Annotated in this window: 18 protein-coding genes; 14 read left to right on the top strand and 4 right to left on the bottom strand. The window is 52.3% G+C overall.

The genetic code is table 11. The annotated features are described in order from the left end of the window. Positions 1-6 precede the first annotated feature (6 nt). The 7 genes from serS to ACX9GT_RS15820 all read left to right on the top strand — a co-directional run bounded on the left by serS (position 7) and on the right by ACX9GT_RS15820 (position 8,043). Positions 7-1,299, top strand: a complete 1,293-nt coding sequence (gene serS, locus ACX9GT_RS15850) for a serine--tRNA ligase (RefSeq protein ID WP_473187684.1) — start codon at positions 7-9, stop codon at positions 1,297-1,299. A 327-nt stretch (positions 1,300-1,626) separates the two neighbouring features. Continuing rightward, positions 1,627-4,080 carry a dimethylsulfoxide reductase subunit A gene (gene dmsA, locus ACX9GT_RS15845; protein WP_473187683.1) on the top strand — a complete coding sequence of 818 codons (2,454 nt, stop codon included), beginning with the start codon at positions 1,627-1,629 and terminating at the stop codon, positions 4,078-4,080. A 10-nt stretch (positions 4,081-4,090) separates the two neighbouring features. Beyond that, the gene (locus ACX9GT_RS15840; protein ID WP_473187682.1) at positions 4,091-4,708 is read left to right on the top strand and encodes a DMSO/selenate family reductase complex B subunit; all 618 of its coding nucleotides are present in this window, start codon (positions 4,091-4,093) and stop codon (positions 4,706-4,708) included. A 1-nt stretch (position 4,709) separates the two neighbouring features. Further along, complete coding sequence (locus ACX9GT_RS15835; protein ID WP_473187681.1) at positions 4,710-5,570, top strand: DmsC/YnfH family molybdoenzyme membrane anchor subunit; 861 nt, start codon at positions 4,710-4,712, stop codon at positions 5,568-5,570. 47 nt (positions 5,571-5,617) lie between these two features. Next, positions 5,618-6,226, top strand: a complete 609-nt coding sequence (gene dmsD, locus ACX9GT_RS15830; protein WP_473187680.1) for a Tat proofreading chaperone DmsD — start codon at positions 5,618-5,620, stop codon at positions 6,224-6,226. After that, positions 6,226-6,780, top strand: coding sequence for a ferredoxin-type protein NapF (gene napF, locus ACX9GT_RS15825; RefSeq protein ID WP_473187679.1), 555 nt, complete (start codon positions 6,226-6,228; stop codon positions 6,778-6,780). Before dmsD ends, napF begins: the two co-directional genes overlap by 1 nt. 120 nt (positions 6,781-6,900) lie before the next feature. Continuing rightward, positions 6,901-8,043, top strand: coding sequence for an MFS transporter (locus ACX9GT_RS15820; RefSeq protein ID WP_473187678.1), 1,143 nt, complete (start codon positions 6,901-6,903; stop codon positions 8,041-8,043). Between the two features lie 51 nt (positions 8,044-8,094). On the opposite strand, the gene pflA is transcribed toward ACX9GT_RS15820, so the two are convergent. The 4 genes from pflA to ycaO form a co-directional block, all read right to left on the bottom strand. Beyond that, on the bottom strand, positions 8,095-8,835 hold the full coding sequence (gene pflA / locus ACX9GT_RS15815) for a pyruvate formate lyase 1-activating protein (protein ID WP_473187677.1): 741 nt from the start codon (positions 8,833-8,835) through the stop codon (positions 8,095-8,097). A 326-nt stretch (positions 8,836-9,161) separates the two neighbouring features. Continuing rightward, a complete protein-coding gene (gene pflB, locus ACX9GT_RS15810; RefSeq protein ID WP_473187676.1) occupies positions 9,162-11,444 on the bottom strand; it encodes a formate C-acetyltransferase in 2,283 nt (760 codons plus the stop codon). Between the two features lie 59 nt (positions 11,445-11,503). Beyond that, the gene (focA, locus tag ACX9GT_RS15805) at positions 11,504-12,364 is read right to left on the bottom strand and encodes a formate transporter FocA (RefSeq protein WP_473187675.1); all 861 of its coding nucleotides are present in this window, start codon (positions 12,362-12,364) and stop codon (positions 11,504-11,506) included. 453 nt (positions 12,365-12,817) lie between these two features. Next, the gene (gene ycaO / locus ACX9GT_RS15800; RefSeq protein ID WP_473187674.1) at positions 12,818-14,575 is read right to left on the bottom strand and encodes a 30S ribosomal protein S12 methylthiotransferase accessory factor YcaO; all 1,758 of its coding nucleotides are present in this window, start codon (positions 14,573-14,575) and stop codon (positions 12,818-12,820) included. Positions 14,576-14,724: 149 nt separating this feature from the next. Between ycaO and ansB the strand changes: the two genes are divergently transcribed. The 7 genes from ansB to ACX9GT_RS15765 all read left to right on the top strand — a co-directional run bounded on the left by ansB (position 14,725) and on the right by ACX9GT_RS15765 (position 25,011). Continuing rightward, positions 14,725-15,771, top strand: coding sequence for an L-asparaginase 2 (gene ansB, locus ACX9GT_RS15795; RefSeq protein ID WP_473187673.1), 1,047 nt, complete (start codon positions 14,725-14,727; stop codon positions 15,769-15,771). 284 nt (positions 15,772-16,055) lie between these two features. Continuing rightward, entirely contained in the window at positions 16,056-17,141 is a 1,086-nt protein-coding gene (gene serC, locus ACX9GT_RS15790; RefSeq protein ID WP_473187672.1) for a 3-phosphoserine/phosphohydroxythreonine transaminase, read from the top strand. 109 nt (positions 17,142-17,250) lie between these two features. Further along, entirely contained in the window at positions 17,251-18,537 is a 1,287-nt protein-coding gene (aroA, locus tag ACX9GT_RS15785) for a 3-phosphoshikimate 1-carboxyvinyltransferase (protein WP_473187671.1), read from the top strand. Positions 18,538-19,569: 1,032 nt separating this feature from the next. Next, the gene (gene cmk, locus ACX9GT_RS15780) at positions 19,570-20,259 is read left to right on the top strand and encodes a (d)CMP kinase (protein WP_473187670.1); all 690 of its coding nucleotides are present in this window, start codon (positions 19,570-19,572) and stop codon (positions 20,257-20,259) included. A gap of 193 nt (positions 20,260-20,452) precedes the next feature. Next, positions 20,453-22,129 (top strand): 30S ribosomal protein S1, encoded by a 1,677-nt coding sequence (rpsA, locus tag ACX9GT_RS15775; RefSeq protein ID WP_473187669.1) that lies wholly within the window; start codon positions 20,453-20,455, stop codon positions 22,127-22,129. A gap of 62 nt (positions 22,130-22,191) precedes the next feature. After that, on the top strand, positions 22,192-22,476 hold the full coding sequence (ihfB, locus tag ACX9GT_RS15770) for an integration host factor subunit beta (RefSeq protein ID WP_004928264.1): 285 nt from the start codon (positions 22,192-22,194) through the stop codon (positions 22,474-22,476). Positions 22,477-22,734: 258 nt separating this feature from the next. Next, a complete protein-coding gene (locus ACX9GT_RS15765) occupies positions 22,735-25,011 on the top strand; it encodes a ComEC family protein (protein ID WP_473187668.1) in 2,277 nt (758 codons plus the stop codon). The last annotated feature ends 26 nt before the right edge of the window (positions 25,012-25,037 follow it).

Raw genomic sequence — 25,037 nt, 5'->3', positions numbered from 1 at the left:
ATTAGCATGCTCGATCCCAATTTGCTGCGTAATGAGCTAGACGCAGTCGCCGTAAAACTGGCTCGCAGAGGCTTTAAACTCGATTTGGACCTGCTGCGTTCGCAAGAAGAACGCCGCAAAGTTCTGCAGGTAGAAACTGAAACACTGCAGGCAGAGCGTAACTCCCGATCGAAATCCATCGGCGCAGCCAAAGCGCGCGGTGAAGATATCGAGCCGCTGCGTCGCGAAGTGAACGAACTGGGTGAAAAGCTGGATGCCGCCAAGGCCGAGCTGGATAAGTTGCAGAACGAGATCCGTGATTACGCCCTGATCTTGCCAAACCTGCCGGACGACGCCGTGCCTAACGGTAAAGACGACAGCGAAAATCTGGAAGTCTGCCGTTGGGGTGAACCGCGTCAATATGATTTTGCCGTGCGCGATCACGTCGAACTGGGCGAAATGGCCGGTGGCTTGGATTTTGCCGCCGCAGTCAAACTGACCGGTGCGCGCTTCGTGGTGATGAAGGGGCAAATGGCCCGCATGCACCGTGCGCTGTCGCAGTTTATGCTGGATCTGCATACCGAAAAGCACGGTTATCTGGAAACCTACGTGCCGTATCTGGTGAATCACGCAACCCTATACGGTACCGGTCAGTTGCCTAAGTTTGGCGAAGATCTGTTCCACACCAAGCCGCTGGAAGAAGAGTCAGAAAGCAGCAACTATGCGCTGATCCCAACCGCGGAAGTGCCGGTGACCAACCTGGTGCGTGACGAGATCCTCGACGAAGACGATCTGCCGCTGAAGATGACGGCGCATACGCCATGTTTCCGTTCCGAAGCCGGTTCTTACGGCCGTGACACGCGCGGTCTGATCCGTATGCATCAGTTCGATAAAGTCGAAATGGTGCAGATTGTCCGCCCGGAAGATTCCATGGCGGCGTTGGAAGAACTGACCGGTCATGCAGAGAAAGTGTTGCAGTTGCTGAATCTGCCATACCGTAAAGTGCTGCTGTGCACTGGTGATATGGGCTTTGGCGCATGCAAGACTTACGATCTGGAAGTATGGCTGCCTGCGCAGAACACCTATCGCGAAATCTCTTCCTGCTCCAACATGTGGGATTTCCAGGCGCGCCGCATGCAGGCTCGTTGCCGCAGCAAAACCGAGAAGAAACCTCGCTTGGTGCATACGCTGAACGGTTCTGGTTTAGCCGTTGGTCGCACCTTGGTCGCCGTGCTGGAAAACTATCAGCAGGCCGATGGTCGCATTCAGGTGCCTGAAGTATTACGCCCTTACATGGGTGGCCTGGAATATATCGGCTAACAAACAGTTCTAAGCCTGACTGAAAAGCGCCTTCGGGCGCTTTTTTTGCTAGAACAGCCAAAAAAGTCCGTCCTCGATAATACCCCCACCAAATTCTGAAATAAAAATCATTATCATTAAAGCTATTTATATCAACTAATTATTGATTGTGAACAAAGTGAAACTACCTCTTTAGGAGGATAGTTTCGCTGTTCGCAGGCCACTATAAAAACGCTTTCGCCTGCGTGTTTGAAGCCGATCTGCTTTCAGAATGCCGTAACACTTTGATTGCAGATTTTCTTGTTGCCATACCACTGGCTAACTGAAGCAACCCAGAGCGAAACAAATATGAGTGAATCCGAGAAAAAACCATTGCCCAGCCTACGGTGCTCGCGGCGAAAACTGGTTAAGAACAGCGCCATCGGTGGCCTTGCACTCGCCGTTGGCGGGATCTCCCTGCCGTTCAGCCGCCAAGCGGGTGCTGAAACCTCTTCAACGACACCCGCTACCACGCCACCCGACGAAAAAGTCGTGTGGAGCGCCTGTACGGTAAACTGCGGTAGCCGTTGCCCGCTGCGTATGCACGTTGTTGATGGTGAAATCAAATATGTCGAAACCGATAACACTGGCAACGATGAATACGCAGAACTGCATCAGGTACGCGCCTGCCTACGTGGGCGCTCGATGCGCCGCCGCGTGTACAACCCCGATCGTCTGAAATACCCGATGCTGCGGGTGGGCAAACGGGGTGAAGGCAAGTTCAAACGCATCAGTTGGGATGAAGCCTTCACGCTGATCGGCGATAACCTGCAACGCATCATCAAAGACTATGGTAACGAAGCGATTTACCTGAACTACGGCACCGGGACGCTGGGTGGCACCATGACCCGCTCCTGGCCGCCAGGTGCTACGCTGATTGCCCGCCTGATGAACTGCTGTGGCGGCTATCTGAACCACTATGGCGACTACAGCACGGCCCAGATTGCCATGGGCCTGAACTACACCTACGGTGGCTGGGCCGATGGCAACAGCCCGACCGATATCGAAAACAGCAAACTGGTGGTGATGTTCGGTAACAACCCTGGTGAAACCCGCATGAGCGGTGGCGGAGTCACCTATCTGCTGGAACAGGCGCGTGAGCGTTCGAATGCCCGCATGATTGTTATCGATCCGCGTTATACCGATACCGCCGCCGGGCGTGAAGATGAATGGATACCGATCCGCCCTGGCACCGATGCGGCACTGGTAGCCGGGTTGGCGCATGTGCTGATTACGGAGAATCTGGTCGATCAGCCTTTCTTGGATAAATACTGCGTCGGTTACGACGAGAAAACCTTGCCCGCCGGGGCACCGGCTAACGGCCACTACAAGGCGTATATCCTGGGCCAGGGTGAAGACGGTGTAGCGAAAACGCCCGCCTGGGCCGAGCAGATTACCGGCATCCCGGCCGCTCGTATCATCCAGCTAGCGCGTGAAATCGGCAGTGTGAAACCGGCTTATATCTGCCAAGGGTGGGGGCCACAGCGCCAGTCCAACGGCGAACTGACCTCCCGCGCCATTGCCATGCTGCCGATCCTGACCGGTAACGTAGGGATTAATGGCGGCAACAGCGGTGCGCGTGAAGGTTCTTACGGTTTGCCGTTTGTGCGGATGCCAACCTTGGAAAACCCGGTGAAAACCAGCATCTCGATGTTCCTGTGGACCGATGCCATCCTGCGCGGCCCGGAAATGACCGCCAAGCGCGATGGGGTGCGCGGCAAGGATAAGCTGGATGTGCCGATCAAGTTTATCTGGAACTATGCCGGTAACTGCCTGGTTAATCAGCATTCGGAAATCAATCGGACTCACGATATTTTGCAGGACGACAAGAAGTGCGAAATGATCGTGGTGATCGATAACCACATGACATCGTCGGCGAAATATGCCGACCTGGTGCTGCCGGATTGCACCGCTTCCGAGCAGCGCGATTTTTGCCTGGATGCCTCAAGCGGCAATATGGGCTACGTTATTTTTGCCGATCAGGCCATCAAGCCGCGTTTTGAATGCAAAAACATCTATGACATGACCAGCGAGATCGCCCGCCGTATGGGGGTTGAGCAGGCGTTTACCGAAGGCCGCACTCAGGAAGAGTGGCTACGCCATCTTTACCAGCAATCCCGCCAGAAAATCCCGGCGTTACCTGACTATGAACAGTTTTTGCAGCAAGGGATCTTCAAACAGCGCGATCCGGAAGGCCACCACGTGGCGTACAAAGCGTTCCGTGCCGATCCGCAGGCCAACCCGCTGACCACGCCTTCCGGCAAGATCGAAATCTATTCCGCTGAACTGGCGAAACTGGCGGCGACTTGGGAGCTGGCAAAAGACGACGTGATACATCCATTACCGATCTACGCGGCAGGTTTTGAAAGCCTCGACGATCCGTTGAGCAGCAAGTATCCGCTACAGATGACCGGTTTCCACTATAAAGCGCGCACTCACTCCACCTACGGCAATGTGGACGTGCTGAAAGCGGCTTGCCGCCAGGAAATGTGGATCAACCCGCTTGATGCGAGATCGCGCGGTATTGTTAACGGTGACCTGATCCGCATTTACAACGATCGTGGCGAGGTGCGCATTAATGCCAAGGTAACGCCGCGTATGTTACCGGGCGTGGTCGCGCTGGGAGAAGGAGCCTGGTATTCGCCAGACGGCAGCCGTATCGATCATGCTGGCAGTATTAACGTACTGACCACCCAGCGTCCTTCGCCGCTGGCCAAAGGGAACCCTTCTCATACCAACCTGGTTCAGGTCGCCAAACTGTAAGGAGTTGCTGATGACTACGCAATATGGATTCTTTATCGATTCAAGTCGTTGCACCGGCTGCAAAACCTGCGAGCTGGCCTGTAAGGACTATAAAAACCTGACGCCGGACGTCAGCTTCCGCCGCATTTATGAATATGCCGGGGGCGACTGGCAGCAAGACGGTGAGAGCTGGCACCAGAATGTGTTTGCCTATTATCTGTCGATCGCCTGTAACCACTGCGAAGATCCCGCCTGTACCAAGGTGTGCCCAAGCGGGGCGATGCACAAGCGCGAAGACGGTTTAGTGGTGGTGAATGAAGAGATTTGTATCGGTTGCCGTTACTGCCACATGGCCTGCCCGTATGGCGCACCGCAGTACAACGCGGCAAAAGGCCATATGACCAAGTGTGACGGTTGCTATGAGCGCGTTGCCGAAGGGAAAAAACCGGTGTGCGTGGAGTCTTGTCCGCTACGTGCGCTGGATTTTGGCCCGATCGACGAATTGCGCAAACAACATGGCACCTTGGCAGAAGTGGCTCCGTTACCGGCAGCTCATTTCACCAAACCCTGCATTGTGCTGAAACCGAACGCCAACAGCCGCCCAAGTGGTGACACTACTGGCCATCTGGCCAATCCGAAGGAGGTTTAAAATGGGTATGGGATGGCATGAATGGCCGCTGATGGTGTTCACCGTGTTAGGGCAGTTTGTGGTGGGCGGCGTGATAGTCATGGGGCTGGCGTTGATCACCGGGAATCTGACCGATCGCCAGAGCAAAGCGGTACACGGCACGATGTTCTTCCTGTGGCTGCTGATGGGCATGGCGTTTGTCGCCTCGGTGCTGCATCTGGGCACGCCGCTGCGGGCTTTCAACTCGCTAAACCGCATTGGGGCTTCGGCGTTGAGCAACGAAATTGCCAGCGGTGCGCTGTTTTTTGCGGTGGGTGGCCTGTACTGGTTGCTGGCCGTGCTGAAAAAACTGCCGCAGCCGTTGGGGAAAATGTGGCTGGCAGTGACCATGATACTGGGCTTGCTGTTTGTCTATGCCATGACTCGTGTTTATCAGATCGATACGGTGCCGACCTGGCATAACGGCTACACCACCCTGAACTTCTTCCTGTCGGTGTTTATCGGCGGGCCGCTGCTGGGCGTGCTGCTGTTGCGCGCTGCCGGGCTGGAAGTTTCCGGGCGTTATCAACTGGTGATGCTGAGCGTGCTGGCGCTGCTGCTCAGCCTTTGTTCTGCGTTGTTGCAAGGCAGCGAACTGGCGACGATCAGCAGCTCGGTACAGCAGGCTTCGGCGCTGATCCCGCAATACGGCCAACTGATGGTTTGGCGGTTGGTATTGCTGGTGTTGGGGCTGGGTTGCTGGATTTGTCCGCTGTTGCGCCGTGGCAATGCGGGTGTAATGGGGCTGACCTTGGGCTTTGTGTTAGTCTTTGCCGGTGAGTTGATTGGCCGTGGTGTGTTCTACGGCCTGCATATGACCGTTGGCATGGCAGTTGCTGGCTGACGTTTAACCTGGGCGCAGCGTGCTGCGCCTCTGGAGAAGCCCTCGTTATGATGCTTGAAAAGATCGCGTTAACCGGCCGAGTGCTGGGTATTTTGCTGTATGCACCACCGGAGAGCAAAGAGAGCCAGCCACTACTGGCGACATTGCAGGATCCACAGTGGGCTGTGGAATGGCCGTATGAAGGCTGCGAGGAGGCTGCTGCCTTGATCGCAGAGGGAATGGCAGAAGATCAGCCGGAGACGCTGGCAGACGCTTATCAACGTCTGTTTGTTGGCCCTTATGCGTTGCCTGCGCCACCTTGGGGATCGGTATATCTGGATAAAGAAAGCGTGCTGTTTGGTGATTCGACGCTGCGTTTGCGCCAGTGGCTGCGGGCGAATGGCATCGAAGCACAGCGCGAGCATAATGAACCGGAAGACCATATCGGGACGTTGCTGATGATGGCGGCCTGGCTGGCAGAAGAGCATCAGCAGGCAATGGTGAGCGGGCTGCTGGCACAGCATCTGCTGCCGTGGGCTCCACGTTATCTGGAACTATTGCAGCAACACGCCGGGCATCCGTTTTATCAGGGGCTGGCACAGTTGGCGCAAGTGACGCTGGCCGCTTGGGTGGCCGATTGCCCAGCGCCAGTGGTTACGCGGGATCTGTATTACTGATGAAAAATAATCAGCAACTGACACCGCAAGGCACTAGCCGACGCAGGTTGCTGACGGGCTGGATGGATCGCAGCAAACACCAGCCAGAACCTCTGATCCTGCCTGCGGTGGCTCGTCCGCCGCAGGCAGTGCCTGAGCCGTTATTCAGCGCGCAGTGTGACGGCTGTGGTGCCTGTGTGAACCATTGCCCGTATGGTCTATTGCATATCGATCAGGGTAAGGCCGCGTTGAATATCGATTTCACTGAATGCGATACCTGCCGGAAATGTACTTCAGCCTGCCAAACGGGAGCGCTGCGCGATCAAATGCCCTGCGATACCCTGTTGCGCCCGCAGATCAGCCTGAGTTGCCTAGGGCGGCAGGATAGCTGCCGGATGTGTACGATTAACTGCCCGCAGCAGGCGTTGGCTTTTGGCATTTCTGCCGCTGGCGATCGTCAATTGCACTGTGACAGCGAACGTTGCAATGGCTGTGGCTTATGCAAGTTATCCTGTTTCCATGGGCATATTTCGCTTTCTCCGCTCGGCGAAAAGTCGTTACCCGAACAGGCGTAACCGCAGATTTCGCGCATGACCAAACATATTGTGCGGTTATCACTTAGCCACCGATTGACTTTTTTATCGCCAGTGGCATGATGCGCGCACTCTCTTAGCGCGTTCGGTTTCAAATTCATTATGTCCGCATATTCCCGCCCAGTGCTGTTATTGCTCTGCGGTCTGTTGTTGCTCACGGTTTCTATTGCCGTGTTGAATACCTTAGTCCCCCTTTGGTTAACCCATGCTCAACTGTCAACCTGGCAAGTCGGGATGGTCAGCTCTTCTTACTTTACCGGCAACCTGGTCGGCACGCTGATTGCGGGCAAACTAATCAAACGCGTTGGTTTTACCCGCAGCTATCATTTCTCCTGCCTGATTTTTGCCGTAGCGACTGCCGGTATGGCGCTGTCTCTCGATTTCTGGAGCTGGATGGGCTGGCGTTTTTTTGCCGGGGTAGGGTGCGCGTTGATCTGGGTGATTGTCGAAAGTGCCTTATTGCGCAGCGGTAATCTGAGCAACCGTGGCCAACTGCTGGCAGCCTATATGATGGTTTATTATCTTGGGACGGTGGCCGGGCAACTGTTGCTGAGCATGGTGTCCACCGAACTGCTGAACGTAGTGCCTTGGGTGACGGCGATTGTGATCGCAGCAATGTTACCGATGCTGTTTGCCCGAGTGAATAATCAGGATGACGAACCGCAGCAGATTGCCGTTTGGCCAATGTTCAAACGCCGCAGCGCGCGATTGGGGATCAATGGCTGTATTATTTCTGGGATGTTGCTGGGTTCGCTGTACGGCTTGATGCCGCTTTATCTGGCCCATCAGGGCATGAGTGATGCCAACGTGGGATATTGGATGGCGCTGTTGGTCAGTTCGGGGATTGTCGGGCAATGGCCGGTAGGGCGGATGGCCGATCGCTATGGTCGCCTGCTGGTGTTGCGCATCCAAGTGTTTGTGGTGATCCTCGCCAGCATCGCGATGCTGGGCAACTATGCCATGGCACCTGCGCTGTTTATCCTTGGCTGTGCTGGTTTTACCCTGTATCCAGTCGCTATGTCTTGGGCCTGCGAAAAGGTGATGCCGCATGAATTGGTGGCGATGAATCAGGCGTTGTTGATGAGTTATACCATCGGCAGCCTGTTGGGGCCGTCAATGACCTCTATGCTGATGCAGAGTTATTCCGATCGGTTGCTGTTTGTGGCGATCGCCGCAGTGGCGTTGATTTATCTGCTGATGCTGCTGAGAAAACCAGATCGTCATCAGACACCGCTGGCGGCCTGAAAATAAAAAAACCGGCATGAGCACCGGTTTTTTTGAACAAGCCAATGACAATCAATAAATCACTTTATGGCCGTAGCTTTCCAGGATCCCTTTAACGCGCTCCATGGTATCGGCTTTTGGTGGACGGACGCCGTCCAGTTTGTATTCCTCGCCCATCGCTACCCATTTATGCTTGCCCAGTTCGTGGTAAGGTAACAGCTCGATCTTCTCGATATTGGTCATGTCTTTGGTGAATTCACCGAGCAGATGCGTCGATTGATCGTCGTCTGACCAGCCTGGCACCACCACATAACGGATCCAGGTGCGCTGATTGCGTTTGGCCAGATAGCGGGCAAACTCCAGGGTGCGATGGTTGGAAACCCCCACCAGATTCTGGTGAATATCATCGTTCATCTGCTTCAGATCGAGCATCACCAGATCGGTAACATCCAGCAGTTCGTCGATCACCGGATCGTAACGGCGCACAAAGCCGTTGGTATCCAGGCAGGTGCTGATGCCTTCCTGCTGGCAGGCACGGAACCAGTCGCGAACGAATTCCGCCTGCAAAATAGCCTCACCGCCGGACGCGGTGACACCGCCGCCGGAAGCATTCATAAAATGACGATAAGCGACGGTATCGGTCATCAGTTCTTCTACGGTCACTTCTTTCCCGCCGTGCGTATCCCAGGTGTCGCGGTTATGGCAATACAGGCAGCGCATCAGGCAGCCCTGGAAGAAAACAATAAAGCGGATACCGGGGCCATCAACGGTGCCACAGGATTCGAATGAGTGGATGCGGCCTTTTAACGACATTGCGGGGTTCTCTCCAAAATTGACTGTCAAACGCAGTCTAAAATTAGGCTGGTAACCACCAGACAGGTATCAGCGATGCGGCAACAGGGCAGGCCCGGCGCCGGAGTGAAACGATTCCTGTTGGTCGGTTACTTGCCGGGTCACTGTTTTGCCGGATATCCATTCAGTATAACCCCTTCATCTTGCCAGCAGCATGCTGCATGAGATTTATGGGAGATAGGCATCTGGCAAAACAGACTCGTGTAACGTTGCGTATTAAAAAGGCCGGAATATCCGGCCTTGGTATTTCCCAGTGGGCGGTGTGACCCGGCCACTGGCAGCATGAATTACATCGACTGAGTGAAAGTACGGGTAATCACGTCTTGTTGCTGTTCTTTAGTCAGCGAGTTGAAGCGCACCGCATAACCGGATACACGAATGGTCAACTGAGGGTATTTCTCAGGGTTTGCCATCGCATCCAGCAGCATTTCACGGTTCATCACGTTAACGTTCAGATGCTGACCGCCTTCGATGGAGGCTTCGTGATGGAAGTAACCATCCATCAGGCCTGCCAGGTTGGCTTTACGCACGTCATCATCTTTACCCAGCGCGTTAGGCACGATGGAGAAGGTGTAAGAGATACCGTCTTTCGCGTAGGCAAACGGCAGTTTGGCAACAGAAGTCAGAGAAGCAACCGCACCTTTCTGATCGCGGCCGTGCATCGGGTTAGCACCTGGGCCGAATGGGGCGCCTGCACGGCGGCCATCTGGGGTGTTACCGGTTTTCTTACCATAAACCACGTTCGAGGTGATGGTCAGAACCGACTGAGTCGGCACCGCATTACGGTAGGTACGCAGTTTCTGAATTTTCTTCATGAAACGTTCTACCAGATCGCAAGCGATATCATCGACGCGCGAATCGTTGTTACCGAACTGCGGATATTCACCTTCGATTTTGAAGTCAACGGCCAGGCCGTCTTCGTCACGGATGGTGGAGACTTTGGCGTATTTGATGGCAGACAGGGAGTCAGCGGCAACGGACAGGCCCGCGATACCACAAGCCATGGTACGGTAAACATCACGGTCATGCAGTGCCATCAGCGCAGCTTCATAGCTGTACTTGTCATGCATGTAGTGAATGATGTTCAGCGAGGTCACATACTGCATGGCCAGCCAATCCATAAAGTGGTCCATGCGGTCCATGACTTTGTCATAGTCCAGCACGGTATCCATCATTGGCGATTCTTTCGGGCCAACCTGGATTTTCAGCTTCTCATCAACGCCGCCGTTGATCGCGTACAACATGGTTTTCGCCAGGTTGGCACGCGCACCGAAGAACTGCATTTGCTTACCGACAATCATTGGGCTGACGCAACAGGCGATGGCGTAGTCATCGTTGTTGAAGTCTGGGCGCATCAGGTCGTCGTTTTCATACTGTAGGGAGGAGGTGTCGATAGACACTTTCGCTGCGTATTTTTTGAAGTTCAACGGCAGTTTTTCAGACCACAGAATGGTCATGTTCGGTTCTGGCGACGGCCCCATGGTGTACAGGGTGTTCAGGAAACGGAAGCTGTTTTTGGTCACCAGCGTACGGCCATCAACGCCCATACCGGCCAGAGATTCGGTCGCCCAGATTGGGTCGCCAGAGAATAGCTCATCGTATTCTGGAGTACGCAGGAAACGCACCATGCGCAGTTTCATCACCAGGTGATCGATCAGTTCCTGAGCCTGTGCTTCAGTCAGTTTGCCAGCCTTGATGTCACGATCGATGAACACGTCAAGGAAGGTGGAGACGCGGCCGAAGGACATGGCTGCGCCGTTCTGGGATTTCACCGCAGCCAGATAGCCGAAGTAGGTCCACTGCACGGCTTCCTGCGCGGTTTTAGCCGGAGCAGAAATGTCATAGCCGTATTTGGCCGCCATTTCTTTTATCTGGGCCAGCGCGCGGTGCTGTTCAGCAATCTCTTCGCGCAGCTGGATGGTCATTTCCAGATCTTCGCCTTTTTCCAGCTTGCTTTGCAGAGACTTGAACTGGCCCAGTTTGTCGGCCATCAGGAAGTCGATACCGTACAGTGCAACGCGACGGTAGTCACCAATAATACGACCACGGCCATAGGCATCTGGCAGGCCGGTCAGCACGCCAGATTTACGGCAGTTCAGAATGTCTTTGGTGTAAACATCGAATACGCCCTGGTTGTGGGTTTTACGGTATTCGGTGAACACTTTTTTAACTTGTGGATCCAGTTCACGGCCATAAACTTTGCATGAACCTTCAACCATCTTGATGCCGCCGAAGGGGATCAGCGCGCGTTTTAGAGGGGCATCGGTCTGCAAACCGACGATGGTTTCCAGATCTTTATTGATGTAGCCCGCATCATGAGAAGTCACGGTAGAAACAACGTTGGTATCGAAATCAACTGGCGCATGGGTGCGGTTCTCCAGTTTGATCCCTTCCATCACCTTGTCCCACAGGGTAGTCGTCGCCTGACTTGCGCCAGCCAGGAAGGATTCATCACCCTCGTAAGGAGTGTAGTTTTTCTGGATGAAGTCACGCACGTTGACTTCTTTCTGCCAGTCACCTTCGCTGAAACCTTGCCAAGCGTTAGCTAACTTCTCGTTAAGTTCGGTCATTATACACCTACCTTCTAATGTGGATTTCTTTGTAAACCCGGCGCGTGCCAGCCAACAGATTAGTGCTTCTGTTCGCTATCACGCAGATAAATTACCCAATAAGTCAACCCAACCAGCAGACCACCACCAATGATGTTGCCAATGGTAACGGGAATCAGGTTGTCGATGATGAAGTTGCTTACGGTCAGATGAGCAAACTGCTCAGGTGCTGCCCCTACGGCTTGCCAAAACTCTGGCGTGGCGAAGTGTTTAACCACGATACCCATAGGGATCATAAACATATTGGCGATACTGTGCTCGAAGCCGCTGGCGACAAACATGGCTACCGGCAGGATCATGGCGAACATCTTGTCCATCAGACTACGGCCGGAGTAGCTCATCCATACGGCCAGACAGACCATCAGGTTAGCCAGAATGCCAAGGCATACGGCTTCAATAAAGGTGTGGTGCAATTTATGGCTAGAGGTTTGTAAAACATTCAGCCCCCACAACCCATTGGCTGCCATATATTGGCCAGAGAACCAGATCAGGGCGACAAAAATCAGTGCGCCGAACAGATTACCAATATAGACGTTCAGCCAGTTGATCGCTAATTGCCGCCAGGTGATACGGCCACTGGCTTTAGCAATCACGGTGAGCACGGTGGAAGTGAACAGGTCTGCGCCGCAGACCACAACCAGCATTAACCCCATGGAGAAGCAAATACCCCCCACCAGTTTGGCCAGGCCAAAGGGAACGGCAGCGGTGCCGGTGGTGGCGGTAATATAGAAAACAAAGGCGATAGAAATGAAGACACCGGCAGTGATCGCCAAATAAAACGTTTTTAGCGGATGCTTGGTGGCTTTATACACTCCCGCATCTTCGGCGATTTTCGCCATTGCGGCAGGTAACAGCATATCGAAGGGGTTGTCAGCTCTCACACTAACTCTCACTTTTAAGGGTTAAAACAATGCAATGAGATACTAGCAAAGCAGTATAGGGTAAAAATTGACTTGGATCATAACGCGGGGAAGTAAAACGGTAAAAAGCCGCAAAATTCATAGGGGTAATAAGGTTAATTTATTGATTTTTAAATAAAAAATAAATTTTAATCTTTGCAAAAAATTTTGAAAATACAACGATTTTTCACCGTTACCGGGTTAATTTTTTGTACTTATTGTCGCTTTTTTATCAATAATACTTAATTGGTGGTTAATTATTATTTAACCGTCATGCAACAACTATAGAATAATATGCCCTGGTCGGTGAAAAGTGCTTATTTAACGAAACAAATGAAATGTGATTCAGCGTAATTAACGATCAAAATAAACCGGAAAATGCAGGGTGCTGAGAATAATCACGCTGGCAAGTTTCTGCCAGCGTGCTAGTAACACTTATGCCCAGTGGCGGCGTTTCGCTTTCTGCAACTTTTCGTAAGCGGCCAGCAGTGCCTGGTGAGCGGGTAACGCTTGCAAGTCGCTGTCGATGGCAAACAGGCCGTTGAAACGTTCTTCACCGCTCATCGCGGCCGAAGCGGCATCGACTGCGTCCTGGCCGTACATCTTCACAAACGCCGTGTGATACTGGGCCGGATCGCGCTCTGGCTCCAGCGCCAACAGCAGCAGCGTTTGCAGACAACGATAGTAGTTGCTGCGTTCTGGGGTAAAGATCGACGCGTTAAACTCCTGCGTCCACTCCGCCCAGATCAGCGCCTGATCGAGATCGCCACCCGACAAGGCCAGCATCGATTTCAGTTCGCCCACGCGCAGCGTATACCAGGCGTTATCTTTACCTGAAGCGATCCCCAGCAGCTCGCGCACGCGGGTGAAATCGTCCAGACCTTCATCATCCAGCCGCTGGATCAGCGCCAGATACTCTTCCGGCTCCCATTCGCTGCCCGGCAATTGCAGCAATGTCTCGCGCAGGTGTGCGCCCATGCTGTTGTTCGCCAGCAGCAGATCTTCTGCCGGGTAGATATCAGACATGCCTGGCACGATGATACGGCAAGCATAAACGTCCAGGTGCTCGTAATCCGCAATGTACACTTCGGCACCTTCTTTATCGAAGATGCTCATCAAGGTGGCGAATTCTTCTTGGGTGCTGCCGCTGAAACTCCAGTCGACAAACGGATAGTCGGCATTCTGCTTGAACATATCCCAGGAAATCAGGCCGCTGGAATCGATGAAGTGGGTTTCTAAATTGGCATGTTCGGCCACTTCTTCATCATCGAAGGTGGGCGCGGTAAACACGTCCAGATCTTTCAGGCTACGGCCTTGCAGCAGTTCGGTTACGGTACGTTCCAGCGCTACGCCGAAATCAGGATGCGCGCCAAATGAGGCAAAACAGGTGCCGTTAGCCGGGTTGAACAGCACCACGCAGATCACCGGATAGTTGCCGCCCAGCGAGGCATCATAAGAGAGGATCGGGAAACCTTCGGCTTCTAGTTTAGCGATGGCTTCAACCACGCCAGGATAGCGGTTCAGCACGTCGGCCGGGATCTCCGGCAGGCTGATGGATTCGGCGATAATGCGGTTTTTCACATAACGTTCAAACACTTCAGAAAGGCCTTGAACCCGCGCTTCGTTAGCGGTATTACCGGCCGACATCCCGTTGGACACATACAGGTTGCCAATGATATTCATCGGAATATAAACGGTTTGCCGATCAGACTGGCGGGCGAACGGCAGGGCACAGATACCGCGATCGCCGTTGCCCGATTGCAGGTCGATCAAATCGCTGGCACCCAGTTCCTGTTCCGGATCATAGAAGGCGTGCAGACGTTCATCGAGAATACCCTGCGGCAGCGCGTTATCAGCCGGAAGCGGGAACCATTTCTCGTTCGGATAGTGCACAAAATCGCCCTCGGCGATCTGTTTACCCAGATAGAAATCAGCGAAGAAATAGTTGGTGGACAAGCGCTCGAAATATTCACCCAGCGCAGAAGCCAGTGCCGCTTTCTTGCTGGCACCTTTACCGTTGGTGAAGCACAGCGGGCAATCGCGATCGCGAATATGCACCGACCAGACGTGCGGAACCGGATTCAGCCAGGAGGCTTCTTCGATGTTGAAACCCAGATCGGTTAATTTCTGCTGAAAACGAGCGATAGAGTCTTCCAGCGCCGCGTCTTTGCCAGGGATAAAAGTTTGCGTCATTGTCTTCACTTATTTGGGCGTACTAAAAACGTGCAATGATACGGGGTTTTCCCCTTAAGCTCCACGTATTCCTAAAGCTGTGCAAATATCACAGTTTTTATAAGAATAAAGTCCATAATTCAGCGAGTTATCAATCATGGAGAAACGTAATGAAATCAATGAAACTCAGCGTATTGGCACTGTTGCTGGCGGGGGCGAGTGGTTCTGCCCTGGCTTTGCCTTCGATCACGCTATTGGCGACCGGTGGCACGATTGCGGGTGGGGGCGAGTCAGCGACGCAGTCCAATTACACTGCTGGGAAATTGGGCGTGGACGCCTTGGTCAAAGCGGTGCCAGAGCTGAAAAACGTGGCCAATGTGCAGGGCGAACAACTGGTGAATATCGGTTCGCAGGATATGAATGATGAGGTCTGGCTCAAGCTGGTCAAGAAAATTAATGCCGACTGCGGCAAAACCGATGGTTTTGTGATCACCCATGGAACGGATACGCTGGAGGAAACCGCCTATTTCCTCGATCTCACGGTTAAATGCGACAAACCGGTGGTGATCGTCGGCGCGATGCGCCCGGCAACCGCCATGAGCGCCGATGGCCCGTTCAACCTGTATAATGCGGTAGTGGTGGCGGCAGATCCGCAATCTGCCAAACGCGGTGTGCTGGTAGCCATGAACGATACCGTGCTTGATGGCCGTGATGTCACCAAAACCAGTACTACCGCAGTGCAAACCTTCCAGTCACCGAACTTTGGCCCGTTGGGGTACATCCATAACGGTAAAGTGGATTATCAGCGTTCACCGCAGCGTAAACACACTACCGAAACGCCGTTTGACGTCAGTAACATGAGCCAACTGCCGAAAGTGGGCATTATCTATAACTACGCTAATGCTTCCGACGCGCCAGCCAAGGCGTTGATCGCCGAAGGATATCAGGGGATCGTCAGCGCCGGTGTCGGTAACGGCAATCTGTACAAAACCGTGTTTGATACGCTGGCTACGGCCGCGCACCAAGGTGTGGCAATTGTGCGTTCTTCCCGCGTGCCGACAGGATCCACCACTGAAGATGCGGAAATAGATGATGCTAAATTCGGTTTTGTGGCTTCAGGCACGCTGAACCCGCAAAAAGCGAGAATTTTGCTACAGTTGGCACTAACGCAAACCAAAGACGCCAAACAGATCCAGGCGATGTTTAATCAGTATTAATCGCCGTTTAATACGGGGGCGTTAAGCCCCCGTAATTCAGCATAAACCCCCGAGCTAACCCACTGAACCAGCCCCGTTCACAGCGTTTTATCGCAGGAAAAAACGATGGGGCGGCAGAGCCTGTTACCGGCAGCCGGAACAGTTTCCCGCTCTCGGACGAATAAGCATTGCAGCGGCGTTACGTGAGTGATAAAACTCGAAGGAGTTGGTTAACACTCGCGTTAACTTCGGGCGTATTACGACAGGCCGATCTCTGCGGCGAACAGTGAATGTGGTGAGGGGAAATGACTCAGGTTTATAATTTTAGCTCTGGCCCGGCAATGCTGCCGGTTGAAGTGTTGCGTCGTGCAGAACAGGAACTGTGCAACTGGCATGGCCTCGGTACTTCAGTGATGGAAATCAGCCATCGCAGTAAAGAATTTATTGAGGTTGCCGAACAGTCCGAACAGGATCTGCGCGATCTGCTGAAAATCCCCGCCAACTATAAAGTGCTGTTTTGCCACGGTGGTGCGCGCGCGCAATTTGCGGCGTTACCGCTGAACCTGTTGGGTGATAAAACGACTGCCGATTATATCGACGGTGGCTATTGGGCGCACAGCGCCGTTCTGGAAGCCGAGAAATACTGCAAGCCGACGGTGATTGATGTAAAGACCACCGTGGGTGGTTTAAGCGGCATCAAGCCGATGAAAGAGTGGCAACTGAGCGATAATGCCGCTTATGTGCATTATTGCCCGAATGAAACCATCGACGGCGTGGCTATCGATGAAACGCCTGATTTCGGCGATAAAGTGGTGATTGGGGATTACTCTTCTACCATTCTTTCCCGCCCGTTGGATGTCAGCCGTTTTGGTATGATCTACGCCGGTGCGCAGAAAAACATTGGTCCTGCTGGCCTGACGCTGGTGATTGTGCGTGACGATCTGCTGGGCAAAGCACGCCGCGAAGTGCCGTCGATTCTCGATTACACCGTGCTGGCAGAAAATGGCTCGATGTTCAATACTCCGCCAACCTTTGCCTGGTATCTTTCCGGTTTGGTTTTCAAATGGTTGAAAGAACAAGGCGGCTTGGTAGAAATGCAAAAACGCAACCAGGCGAAAGCCGAGCTGCTGTATGCCACCATCGATAAATCCGATTTTTACCGTAGCCAGGTGGCGCTTGCCAACCGTTCATGGATGAACGTGCCGTTCCAGCTGGCCGATCCGGCGTTGGACAAGGTGTTCCTCAGCGAAGCAGAAGCCATTGGCCTGCAAGCGTTGAAAGGCCATCGCGTAGTCGGCGGTATGCGTGCTTCTATCTATAATGCGATGCCGTTGGTTGGCGTGAAAACCTTGACCGATTTTATGGTCGACTTTGAGCGCCGTCATGGTTGATTGCCGTTGCCTGCGTTGAGCAGGTAATATATTACTCAGTGGCTTAAAGCGGCTCCGGCATGATCCCCGGGGCCGTTTCGTTTATCAGATTCTGGAGAGCTTTATTCACATGGTGGATTCCCTGACGTTACAACCGGTGGCTTTGATCGACGGCACCGTCAATTTACCCGGTTCCAAGAGCGTTTCTAATCGTGCTCTGCTGCTGGCTGCGCTGGCCCAAGGGACGACCCGGCTTACCAACCTGCTGGATAGCGATGATGTGCGCCATATGTTGAACGCATTGCAGGCGTTAGGGGTGAGCTATCAACTGTCTGACGATCGTACAACTTGTTGTGTTGAGGGTGTTGCGGGGGCGCTGGTGGCCAAGCAGCCACTGGAGTTGTTTCTCGGTAATGCGGGTACGGCGATGCGCCCGCTGGCAGCCGCGCTGTGCCTGGGCGCTGGTGATGTGGTTTTGACCGGTGAACCACGCATGAAAGAGCGGCCAATTGGTCACTTGGTAGAGGCTTTGCGTCAGGGCGGGGCACAGATAGATTATCTGGAGCAGACCGACTACCCACCAGTGCGCCTGCGCGGCGGCTTCTGCGGCGGTGACGTTAGCGTTGATGGCAGCGTTTCCAGCCAGTTCCTGACCGCATTGCTGATGATGGCACCCTTGGCGCAACAGGATACCGCCATTCATATCAAAGGTGAGCTGGTTTCCAAGCCTTATATTGATATCACGCTGCATCTGATGAAAACCTTCGGTGTTGAAGTGACGCATGATAATTATCGCGTATTCCAGATTCGTGGCCAGCAGACCTATCGTTCACCTGGGGATTACCTGGTAGAAGGCGACGCCTCTTCTGCCTCTTACTTCCTAGCAGCGGCGGCGATTAAGGGTGGCAAGGTACGTGTAACCGGTATTGGCAAAAAAAGCGTGCAAGGTGATACCAAATTTGCCGACGTATTGGAAAGAATGGGCGCACGTATCACCTGGGGCGATGATTTTATCGAGTGCAGCCGTGGTGAACTGAAAGGTATTGATATGGATATGAACCATATCCCGGATGCGGCGATGACGATTGCCACCACTGCACTGTTTGCCACAGGGCCGACCACTATCCGCAATATCTACAATTGGCGCGTGAAAGAGACCGATCGTCTGGCGGCGATGGCCACCGAATTGCGCAAAGTCGGCGCCGAAGTGGAAGAGGGTGAGGATTATATTCACGTTGTGCCGCCGAGCAAACTGCATTTCGCCGAAATCGGCACTTATAACGATCACCGGATGGCGATGTGTTTTTCACTGGTCGCGCTGTCTGACACGCCGGTGACGATCCTCGATCCTAAATGTACTGCGAAAACGTTTCCAGATTATTTTGAACAGTTTGCGCGTATCAGCAAGCTGGCTTAAGTGCTGAAAACTTTGTGATTCAAGGCCCATGATTGGGCCTTTTTTGTACCCTGCGATTAATTGCTGTGGTTTTGAGATTCATCCTATTGTCGACAAATGTTCAGCATGAATGTAAGTGTTACATAAGAAAGGTATTAGGTTTAAATTGATTTTTAACATGCTATTAATACATTCATTATTTAAATCTATCATAAAATAAGTGATAAATATCATTTTTTAATTTTTATTGGTTTATTATCCTTTTTTAATGGGATTATGTTTCTATGTTTTCTTTTTTTCTATTCTATGTCTTTGTTTTTACTGATTTTAAAGGATTTTCTCTGATATAGTTAATGTTTAAGTATTAATGTTATTAATGTTTACTATGGAAGTAGGGAGAATGTAAGGAGGTAAGTGATGGCATTTATAGGGATGGTGGGTATATTGATGATTATCGTATATATATCCGTCGCTTTTGAGGTCGATAGGAGAAAAAAGAATTATCTTAGCCCCAGTAGCAAGTATTTGTATAAAGGAAGGCGTGCCAATATGAAAAAAAGATGCTCAAGATTACTGAAAGTGCTTCTTTTCAATACGTGACTATTTCACTTCTCCATACTCTTTCGATATTGTGGCCCTAATGATTTCGGCCGGTAAAGCTCGTTGGCGCAGACGAAGAAGTCCCGAAAAAAACTCGGGGCTTTTTTTGTGTCTGCGGTTAGCGGTATTTCATTGGAAACGTCTTAAGTTTGAACGTTTCTGCTGTAAATAAGGGACATTGATGACGGTGAGCTGCCCTGTAATGGCCGGGTTAACGCCAAAGTAGAGGTTGAACCAGGTGAGAGATGCGGTGTGCTGCACCTTCTCTATACTTTCTGCACATCAGTGGCCTTATTTTCAACAACTAGACAGTTCTGGGGTAACAGTAAGCGGTCTAGGCGCGTATAATACGCCACCGAATCTGCCCTTGACTGGGCAGATAGCAGGGATGTTTTACCCTTTGCCATTGCAGAGGTGCATCCCGGAGAGGTTTTCTACCTGAAGGAGAGATAAATGACGGCTACAGTCCCGGTGATAACCGTTGATGGGCCCAGTGGTGCAGGTAAAGGCACACTGTGCAAAGCACTGGCCGAGTCCCTTGGGTGGCGTTTGCTGGATTCAGGCGCGATTTACCGTGTTCTGGCCTTGGCGGCACTGCATCATCAGGTGGATATCGCTTCTGAAGAGGCATTAGTCCCTCTGGCCGCACATCTCGACGTCCGCTTTGTTGCTCTGGACGGTAAGTTGCAGGTTATTTTGGAAGGTGAAGATGTCAGCAATGAAATCCGCACCGAAACCGTCGGCAATACTGCTTCGCAGGCGGCGGCTTTTCCTCGGGTGCGTGAAGCCTTGCTGCGTCGCCAGCGTGCGTTTCGCGAGATGCCTGGCCTGATTGCTGATGGTCGAGATATGGGCACCGTAGTGTTCCCCGACGCACCCGTGAAAATTTTCCTTGACGCCAGCGCTGAAGAACGGGCGCATCGCCGTATGCTACAGTTGCAGGAAAAGGGCTTTAATGTTAACTTTGAACGTCTTTTAGCCGAGATAAAGGAACGGGATGACCGTGACCGTAATCGGGCTATTGCGCCACTGGTGCCGGCTCTCGATGCCCTTGTGCTGGATTCTACCAGCATGTCGATCGATGAAGTCATCCAGCGGGCGTTGGCATATGCACATGAGGTTTTAGCGTTGCCGCAGCAATAAATGCGGCGGCGTTATCAGTTTTTTGTCATATTTGTCATTGTATTGCATGGTAGTATCTGAATATATCGGGTAAAATTTTACCCCTGTAACCTAAACCCTGTCGGCATGGAGCCAATGGCGGGGTATGTGAAACAACCCCATTCGGCGGGATGCTAAATGGACGTTAAACTAAAGAACCCTGAAGATTAACAACATGACTGAATCTTTCGCTCAACTCTTTGAAGAATCCCTGAAAACAATCGAAACCCGTCCGGGTTCCATCGTTCGTGGCGTTGTCGTTGCTATCGATAAAGATGTCGTACTGGTTGACGCCGGTCTGAAATCTGAATCTGCCATTCCGGCTGAGCAATTCAAAAACGCCCAGGGCGAACTGGAAATCCAGGTTGGTGACGAAGTTGATGTTGCGCTGGACGCTGTTGAAGATGGCTTCGGTGAAACTCTGCTGTCCCGTGAGAAAGCTAAGCGTCACGAAGCTTGGATCACGCTGGAAAAAGCTTACGAAGAAGCTGAAACTGTCGTCGGTATCATCAACGGCAAAGTGAAGGGTGGCTTCACTGTAGAGCTGAACGGTATTCGTGCGTTCCTGCCAGGTTCCCTGGTTGACGTGCGTCCGGTTCGCGACACTCTGCACCTGGAAGGCAAAGAGCTTGAGTTCAAAGTCATCAAGCTGGATCAGAAGCGCAACAACGTTGTAGTTTCTCGTCGTGCAGTCATCGAGTCCGAGAACAGCGCAGAACGCGATCAACTGCTGGAAAACCTGCAGGAAGGCATGGAAGTTAAAGGTATCGTTAAGAACCTCACTGACTACGGTGCATTCGTTGATCTGGGCGGCGTTGACGGCCTGCTGCACATCACCGATATGGCTTGGAAACGCGTTAAGCATCCAAGCGAAATCGTCAATGTTGGCGACGAAATCACGGTTAAAGTGCTGAAGTTCGACCGCGAACGTACTCGTGTTTCTCTGGGCCTGAAGCAACTGGGCGAAGATCCATGGGTCGCTATCGCTAAACGTTACCCAGAAGGCACCAAGCTGACTGGCCGTGTGACCAACCTGACTGATTACGGCTGCTTCGTGGAAATCGAAGAAGGCGTTGAAGGTCTGGTACACGTTTCTGAAATGGATTGGACCAACAAAAACATCCATCCGTCCAAAGTTGTTAACGTGGGCGATGTAGTGGAAGTGATGGTTCTGGACATTGACGAAGAGCGTCGTCGTATCTCCCTGGGCTTGAAGCAGTGCAAAAACAACCCATGGCAGCAGTTCGCAGAAACCCACAACAAGGGCGACCGTGTTGAAGGTAAAATCAAGTCTATTACTGACTTCGGTATCTTCATCGGCCTGGACGGCGGCATCGACGGCCTGGTTCACCTGTCTGACATCTCCTGGAACGTTGCAGGCGAAGAAGCAGTTCGTGAATACAAGAAAGGCGACGAAATCGCAGCGGTTGTTCTGCAGGTTGACGCAGAGCGCGAGCGTATCTCCCTGGGCGTGAAGCAACTGGCTGAAGATCCATTCAATAACTACCTGTCTATGAACAAGAAAGGTACTATTGTTACGGGTAAAGTCACGGCAGTTGACGCTAAAGGTGCTACAGTTGAATTAGCAGGCGGCGTAGAAGGTTACCTGCGTGCATCTGAAGCCTCTCGCGACCGCATTGAAGATGCAACTCTGGTTCTGAACGTTGGTGACGAAGTTGAAGCTAAATTCACCGGTGTTGATCGTAAGAACCGCGTTGTAAGCCTGTCCGTACGTGCGAAGGACGAAGCTGACGAGAAAGATGCCATTGCTACGGTTAACAGCAACAAACCGGAAGAAAGCAACTTCTCTAACGCTATGGCTGAAGCCTTCAAAGCGGCTAAAGGCGAGTAATGACGGGGGGCGGTTTCTGGCCGCCCCGATACGGTAGTTTAGCTGCAAAGCTTGGAGGTACTATGACCAAGTCTGAACTTATTGAAAGACTTGCTGGCCAGCAATCTCATATTCCGGCGAAGGCCGTTGAGGATGCCGTGAAAGAGATGCTCGAACACATGGCTGCTACGTTAGCCGAGGGTGAACGCATCGAGATTCGCGGATTTGGCAGTTTTTCTCTTCACTACCGTGCTCCGCGCGTTGGTCGTAACCCTAAAACGGGTGACAAAGTCGAGTTGGACGGCAAGTACGTTCCTCACTTCAAACCAGGTAAAGAGTTACGTGACCGCGCCAATATCTATGGCTAGTCTCTGACTCTCCATAGCGTTGTTGCTTGTAAAGAATATGAAACGGTGCCTTCAGGGTGCCGTTTTTTTTGCTTTTAGATCCCACTCTTCCATCCCTTCCTGTTTCATCCGAGTTGCGAGCTAATACGTAATAAAGCTGCAAATGCAATGCTTGAAAGCAATAGCTTGCGTGCTGTTTCCATACATTGATATCCGCTGCTGGCAGTTATTCTCCAGATAATTAATCTCTAGCCCAGCACAACGGGGTAGGTAATGGTGATGGCTATCAGGATTTCAGTCGATATCGCAGCAATAGCGCTGGTAGTGGGGATGTTACCCCTGCTTTTTTTACCGCAATTACCGTCTTCGTTGTTGCTAAGTGTGCTCGCTATTCTGGCATGGCTGCTGTGGCGGCAAACGCAACAGAAGTGGTGCCAATCGCTTTGTTGGCTATTGCTGGGCTTTATCTTTGCTGCTTTAAGTGCCAACCATCTGGTAAAGCAAATGACGTTACTGGCGCGTAGCAATGATGTTGAGGCTATCGTCTCGGTGAGTAGTGTAAAGCTGGAAGGTATGGGGATGCCGAAAGTGCTTTTACGCATTGAACAGGTTAAAGGGCGCAGGTTATTTCCTGCGATCTTTTTTACAGCCAACTGGCAGGGAGGAACCTTGTGCGCAGGCCAGCGGCTAGCAATGAAAGTACGATTTCGGCCGATACACAGCAGCTTGAATGAAGGCGGTTTTGATGGTCAGCGTTGGGCTTTTGCTAACCGGCAGCCGCTCAGTGGCTATATTAAGTCGGCAAAGCACATCGACGAGCGTTGTGGCTGGCGGCAGTGGGTTATCAGCCGGGCAGATGAGCAAATGGGTGCCTTGCCTCACCGTGATATTTTGCTGGCTTTGGCGTTTGGTGAACGAGCATTAATTAGCAATGAAACCCGCGATCTTTTTATTAAAACCGGGATCGCACATTTGATGGCGATTTCTGGCCTGCATATTTCGATGTCTGCAATCCTGCTGTGGGGATTGGTGCGTTTGGTGCAATATCCGCTGCCTGCCCGTTATATCGGCCACCGTTTACCTTTATTGATAAGCTGGTTTGCCATGTGGGTTTATGTCTGGTTAGCCGGTGCGCAACCTCCGGCACTGCGAACCGCTATCGCGCTGTCTTTATGGTTAGTACTGCGTCTGCGAGGGGTTACCTGCTCCTCTTGGCAAATCTGGCTGTGGTGTATTTGTCTTATTCTATTAAGCGATCCTCTGGCAGTGCTGTCAGACAGTTTCTGGCTTTCCGTATTGGCGGTTGCAGCGCTGATTTTTTGGTTCGAATGGGCACCCTTGCCTCAGCGTTTTAACTTATCCTGGTTCTGGGCACCGCTACGCTGGTTGCATATTCAACTGGGTATGACGCTGTTGCTGTTGCCATTACAATTCGGTCTTTTTCATGGAGCCACCTGGACCTCGCTTCCTGCGAATCTGTGGGCCGTACCTATTATTTCACTGCTGTCTGTTCCACTGATTTTACTGGCCTTGTTGCTCAGCTTTATCCCTGTAATGAGTGCCTTTTTATGGTGGCTGGCTGATATCACCGTTGACTGGGCGCTTTGGCCTTTACCTTGGTTGGAGGTAGGGTGGGTGCAGATAGGAGCCACTTTGCTGCCATTCAGTGCTATTGGTTGGTTGATCGTTGCCTGCTGGCGTTTTTATTGGTGGTACAGTTTTCCCGTTGGTTGCCTGGCCGTACTGCTTTGTGGCCTGTTATGGCGGGAACGGCAGCAGGACTACCGTTGGCGGGTAGACATGATTGATGTCGGCCATGGTTTAGCGGTGATTATCGAGCGCGCAGGGAAAGCGGTTATTTATGACAGCGGAGATATGTGGGAGAGAACCAGCGCTGCCGAGCGTTTTATTTTGCCTTATCTGCGTTGGCGGCAGGTTGCTGTCGAGCAGATTATCATTAGCCACAGCCATCAGGATCATATTGGCGGGCTACCGGTATTACAGACTGCGTTCCCGCAGGCCAGCGTTCGTTCACCACTCGCTAATCAAGGCCATTTATCTTGTATTCAAGGGCAACGATGGCAATGGAGTGGGTTGTATTTTCAGGTACTGTGGCCACCACAGCAGAAAAAACATGCGAATAATGACGACTCTTGTATTGTTCGGGTTGATGATGGCAAGTACAGCATTTTACTAACTGGCGATCTGGAACAACGTGGAGAGCAGGAACTACTCAAGCAGCGTTCAGCTCTGCCTGCCACTCTTTTACAAGTGCCACATCATGGCAGCAAGACCTCATCGTCACCGCCATTTTTGCGTGCGGTAGCACCGAAACTGGCTGTTGCATCGGCTTCTCGCTACAACGCGTGGCGGTTACCAGCAGAAAAAATCGTCAAACGATACCGGGAGAACCATATTGCCTGGCGAGATACTGCACACTCCGGGCAGTTGAGTGTGCTATTTTTCGACAACGGCTGGCAGGTTAAAGGCTTTCGCGAGCAATTAATGCCCCGTTGGTACCATCAGCGGTTTGGCGTAGAGGGCGATAATGAGTAGAATGGGCCGCTATTTCTTCCGATGCT

The organism is Serratia sp. YWN4, from assembly GCF_055790845.1.
This window is presented reverse-complemented; position numbering and strand designations above follow the sequence as displayed.

Bases quoted from the DNA above. Each gene is read 5' to 3' on its own strand.
- rpsA (WP_473187669.1), top strand. From the start codon at position 20,453: ATGACTGAATCTTTCGCTCAACTCTTTGAAGAATCCCTGAAAACAATC.
- dmsD (WP_473187680.1), top strand. From the start codon at position 5,618: ATGATGCTTGAAAAGATCGCGTTAACCGGCCGAGTGCTGGGTATTTTG.
- ACX9GT_RS15820 (WP_473187678.1), top strand. From the start codon at position 6,901: ATGTCCGCATATTCCCGCCCAGTGCTGTTATTGCTCTGCGGTCTGTTG.
- napF (WP_473187679.1), top strand. From the start codon at position 6,226: ATGAAAAATAATCAGCAACTGACACCGCAAGGCACTAGCCGACGCAGG.
- serS (WP_473187684.1), top strand. From the start codon at position 7: ATGCTCGATCCCAATTTGCTGCGTAATGAGCTAGACGCAGTCGCCGTA.
- ACX9GT_RS15765 (WP_473187668.1), top strand. From the start codon at position 22,735: ATGGCTATCAGGATTTCAGTCGATATCGCAGCAATAGCGCTGGTAGTG.
- aroA (WP_473187671.1), top strand. From the start codon at position 17,251: ATGGTGGATTCCCTGACGTTACAACCGGTGGCTTTGATCGACGGCACC.
- pflB (WP_473187676.1), bottom strand. From the start codon at position 11,444: ATGACCGAACTTAACGAGAAGTTAGCTAACGCTTGGCAAGGTTTCAGC.
- cmk (WP_473187670.1), top strand. From the start codon at position 19,570: ATGACGGCTACAGTCCCGGTGATAACCGTTGATGGGCCCAGTGGTGCA.
- ACX9GT_RS15840 (WP_473187682.1), top strand. From the start codon at position 4,091: ATGACTACGCAATATGGATTCTTTATCGATTCAAGTCGTTGCACCGGC.
- ACX9GT_RS15835 (WP_473187681.1), top strand. From the start codon at position 4,710: ATGGGTATGGGATGGCATGAATGGCCGCTGATGGTGTTCACCGTGTTA.
- serC (WP_473187672.1), top strand. From the start codon at position 16,056: ATGACTCAGGTTTATAATTTTAGCTCTGGCCCGGCAATGCTGCCGGTT.
- ihfB (WP_004928264.1), top strand. From the start codon at position 22,192: ATGACCAAGTCTGAACTTATTGAAAGACTTGCTGGCCAGCAATCTCAT.
- ycaO (WP_473187674.1), bottom strand. From the start codon at position 14,575: ATGACGCAAACTTTTATCCCTGGCAAAGACGCGGCGCTGGAAGACTCT.
- pflA (WP_473187677.1), bottom strand. From the start codon at position 8,835: ATGTCGTTAAAAGGCCGCATCCACTCATTCGAATCCTGTGGCACCGTT.
- ansB (WP_473187673.1), top strand. From the start codon at position 14,725: ATGAAATCAATGAAACTCAGCGTATTGGCACTGTTGCTGGCGGGGGCG.
- dmsA (WP_473187683.1), top strand. From the start codon at position 1,627: ATGAGTGAATCCGAGAAAAAACCATTGCCCAGCCTACGGTGCTCGCGG.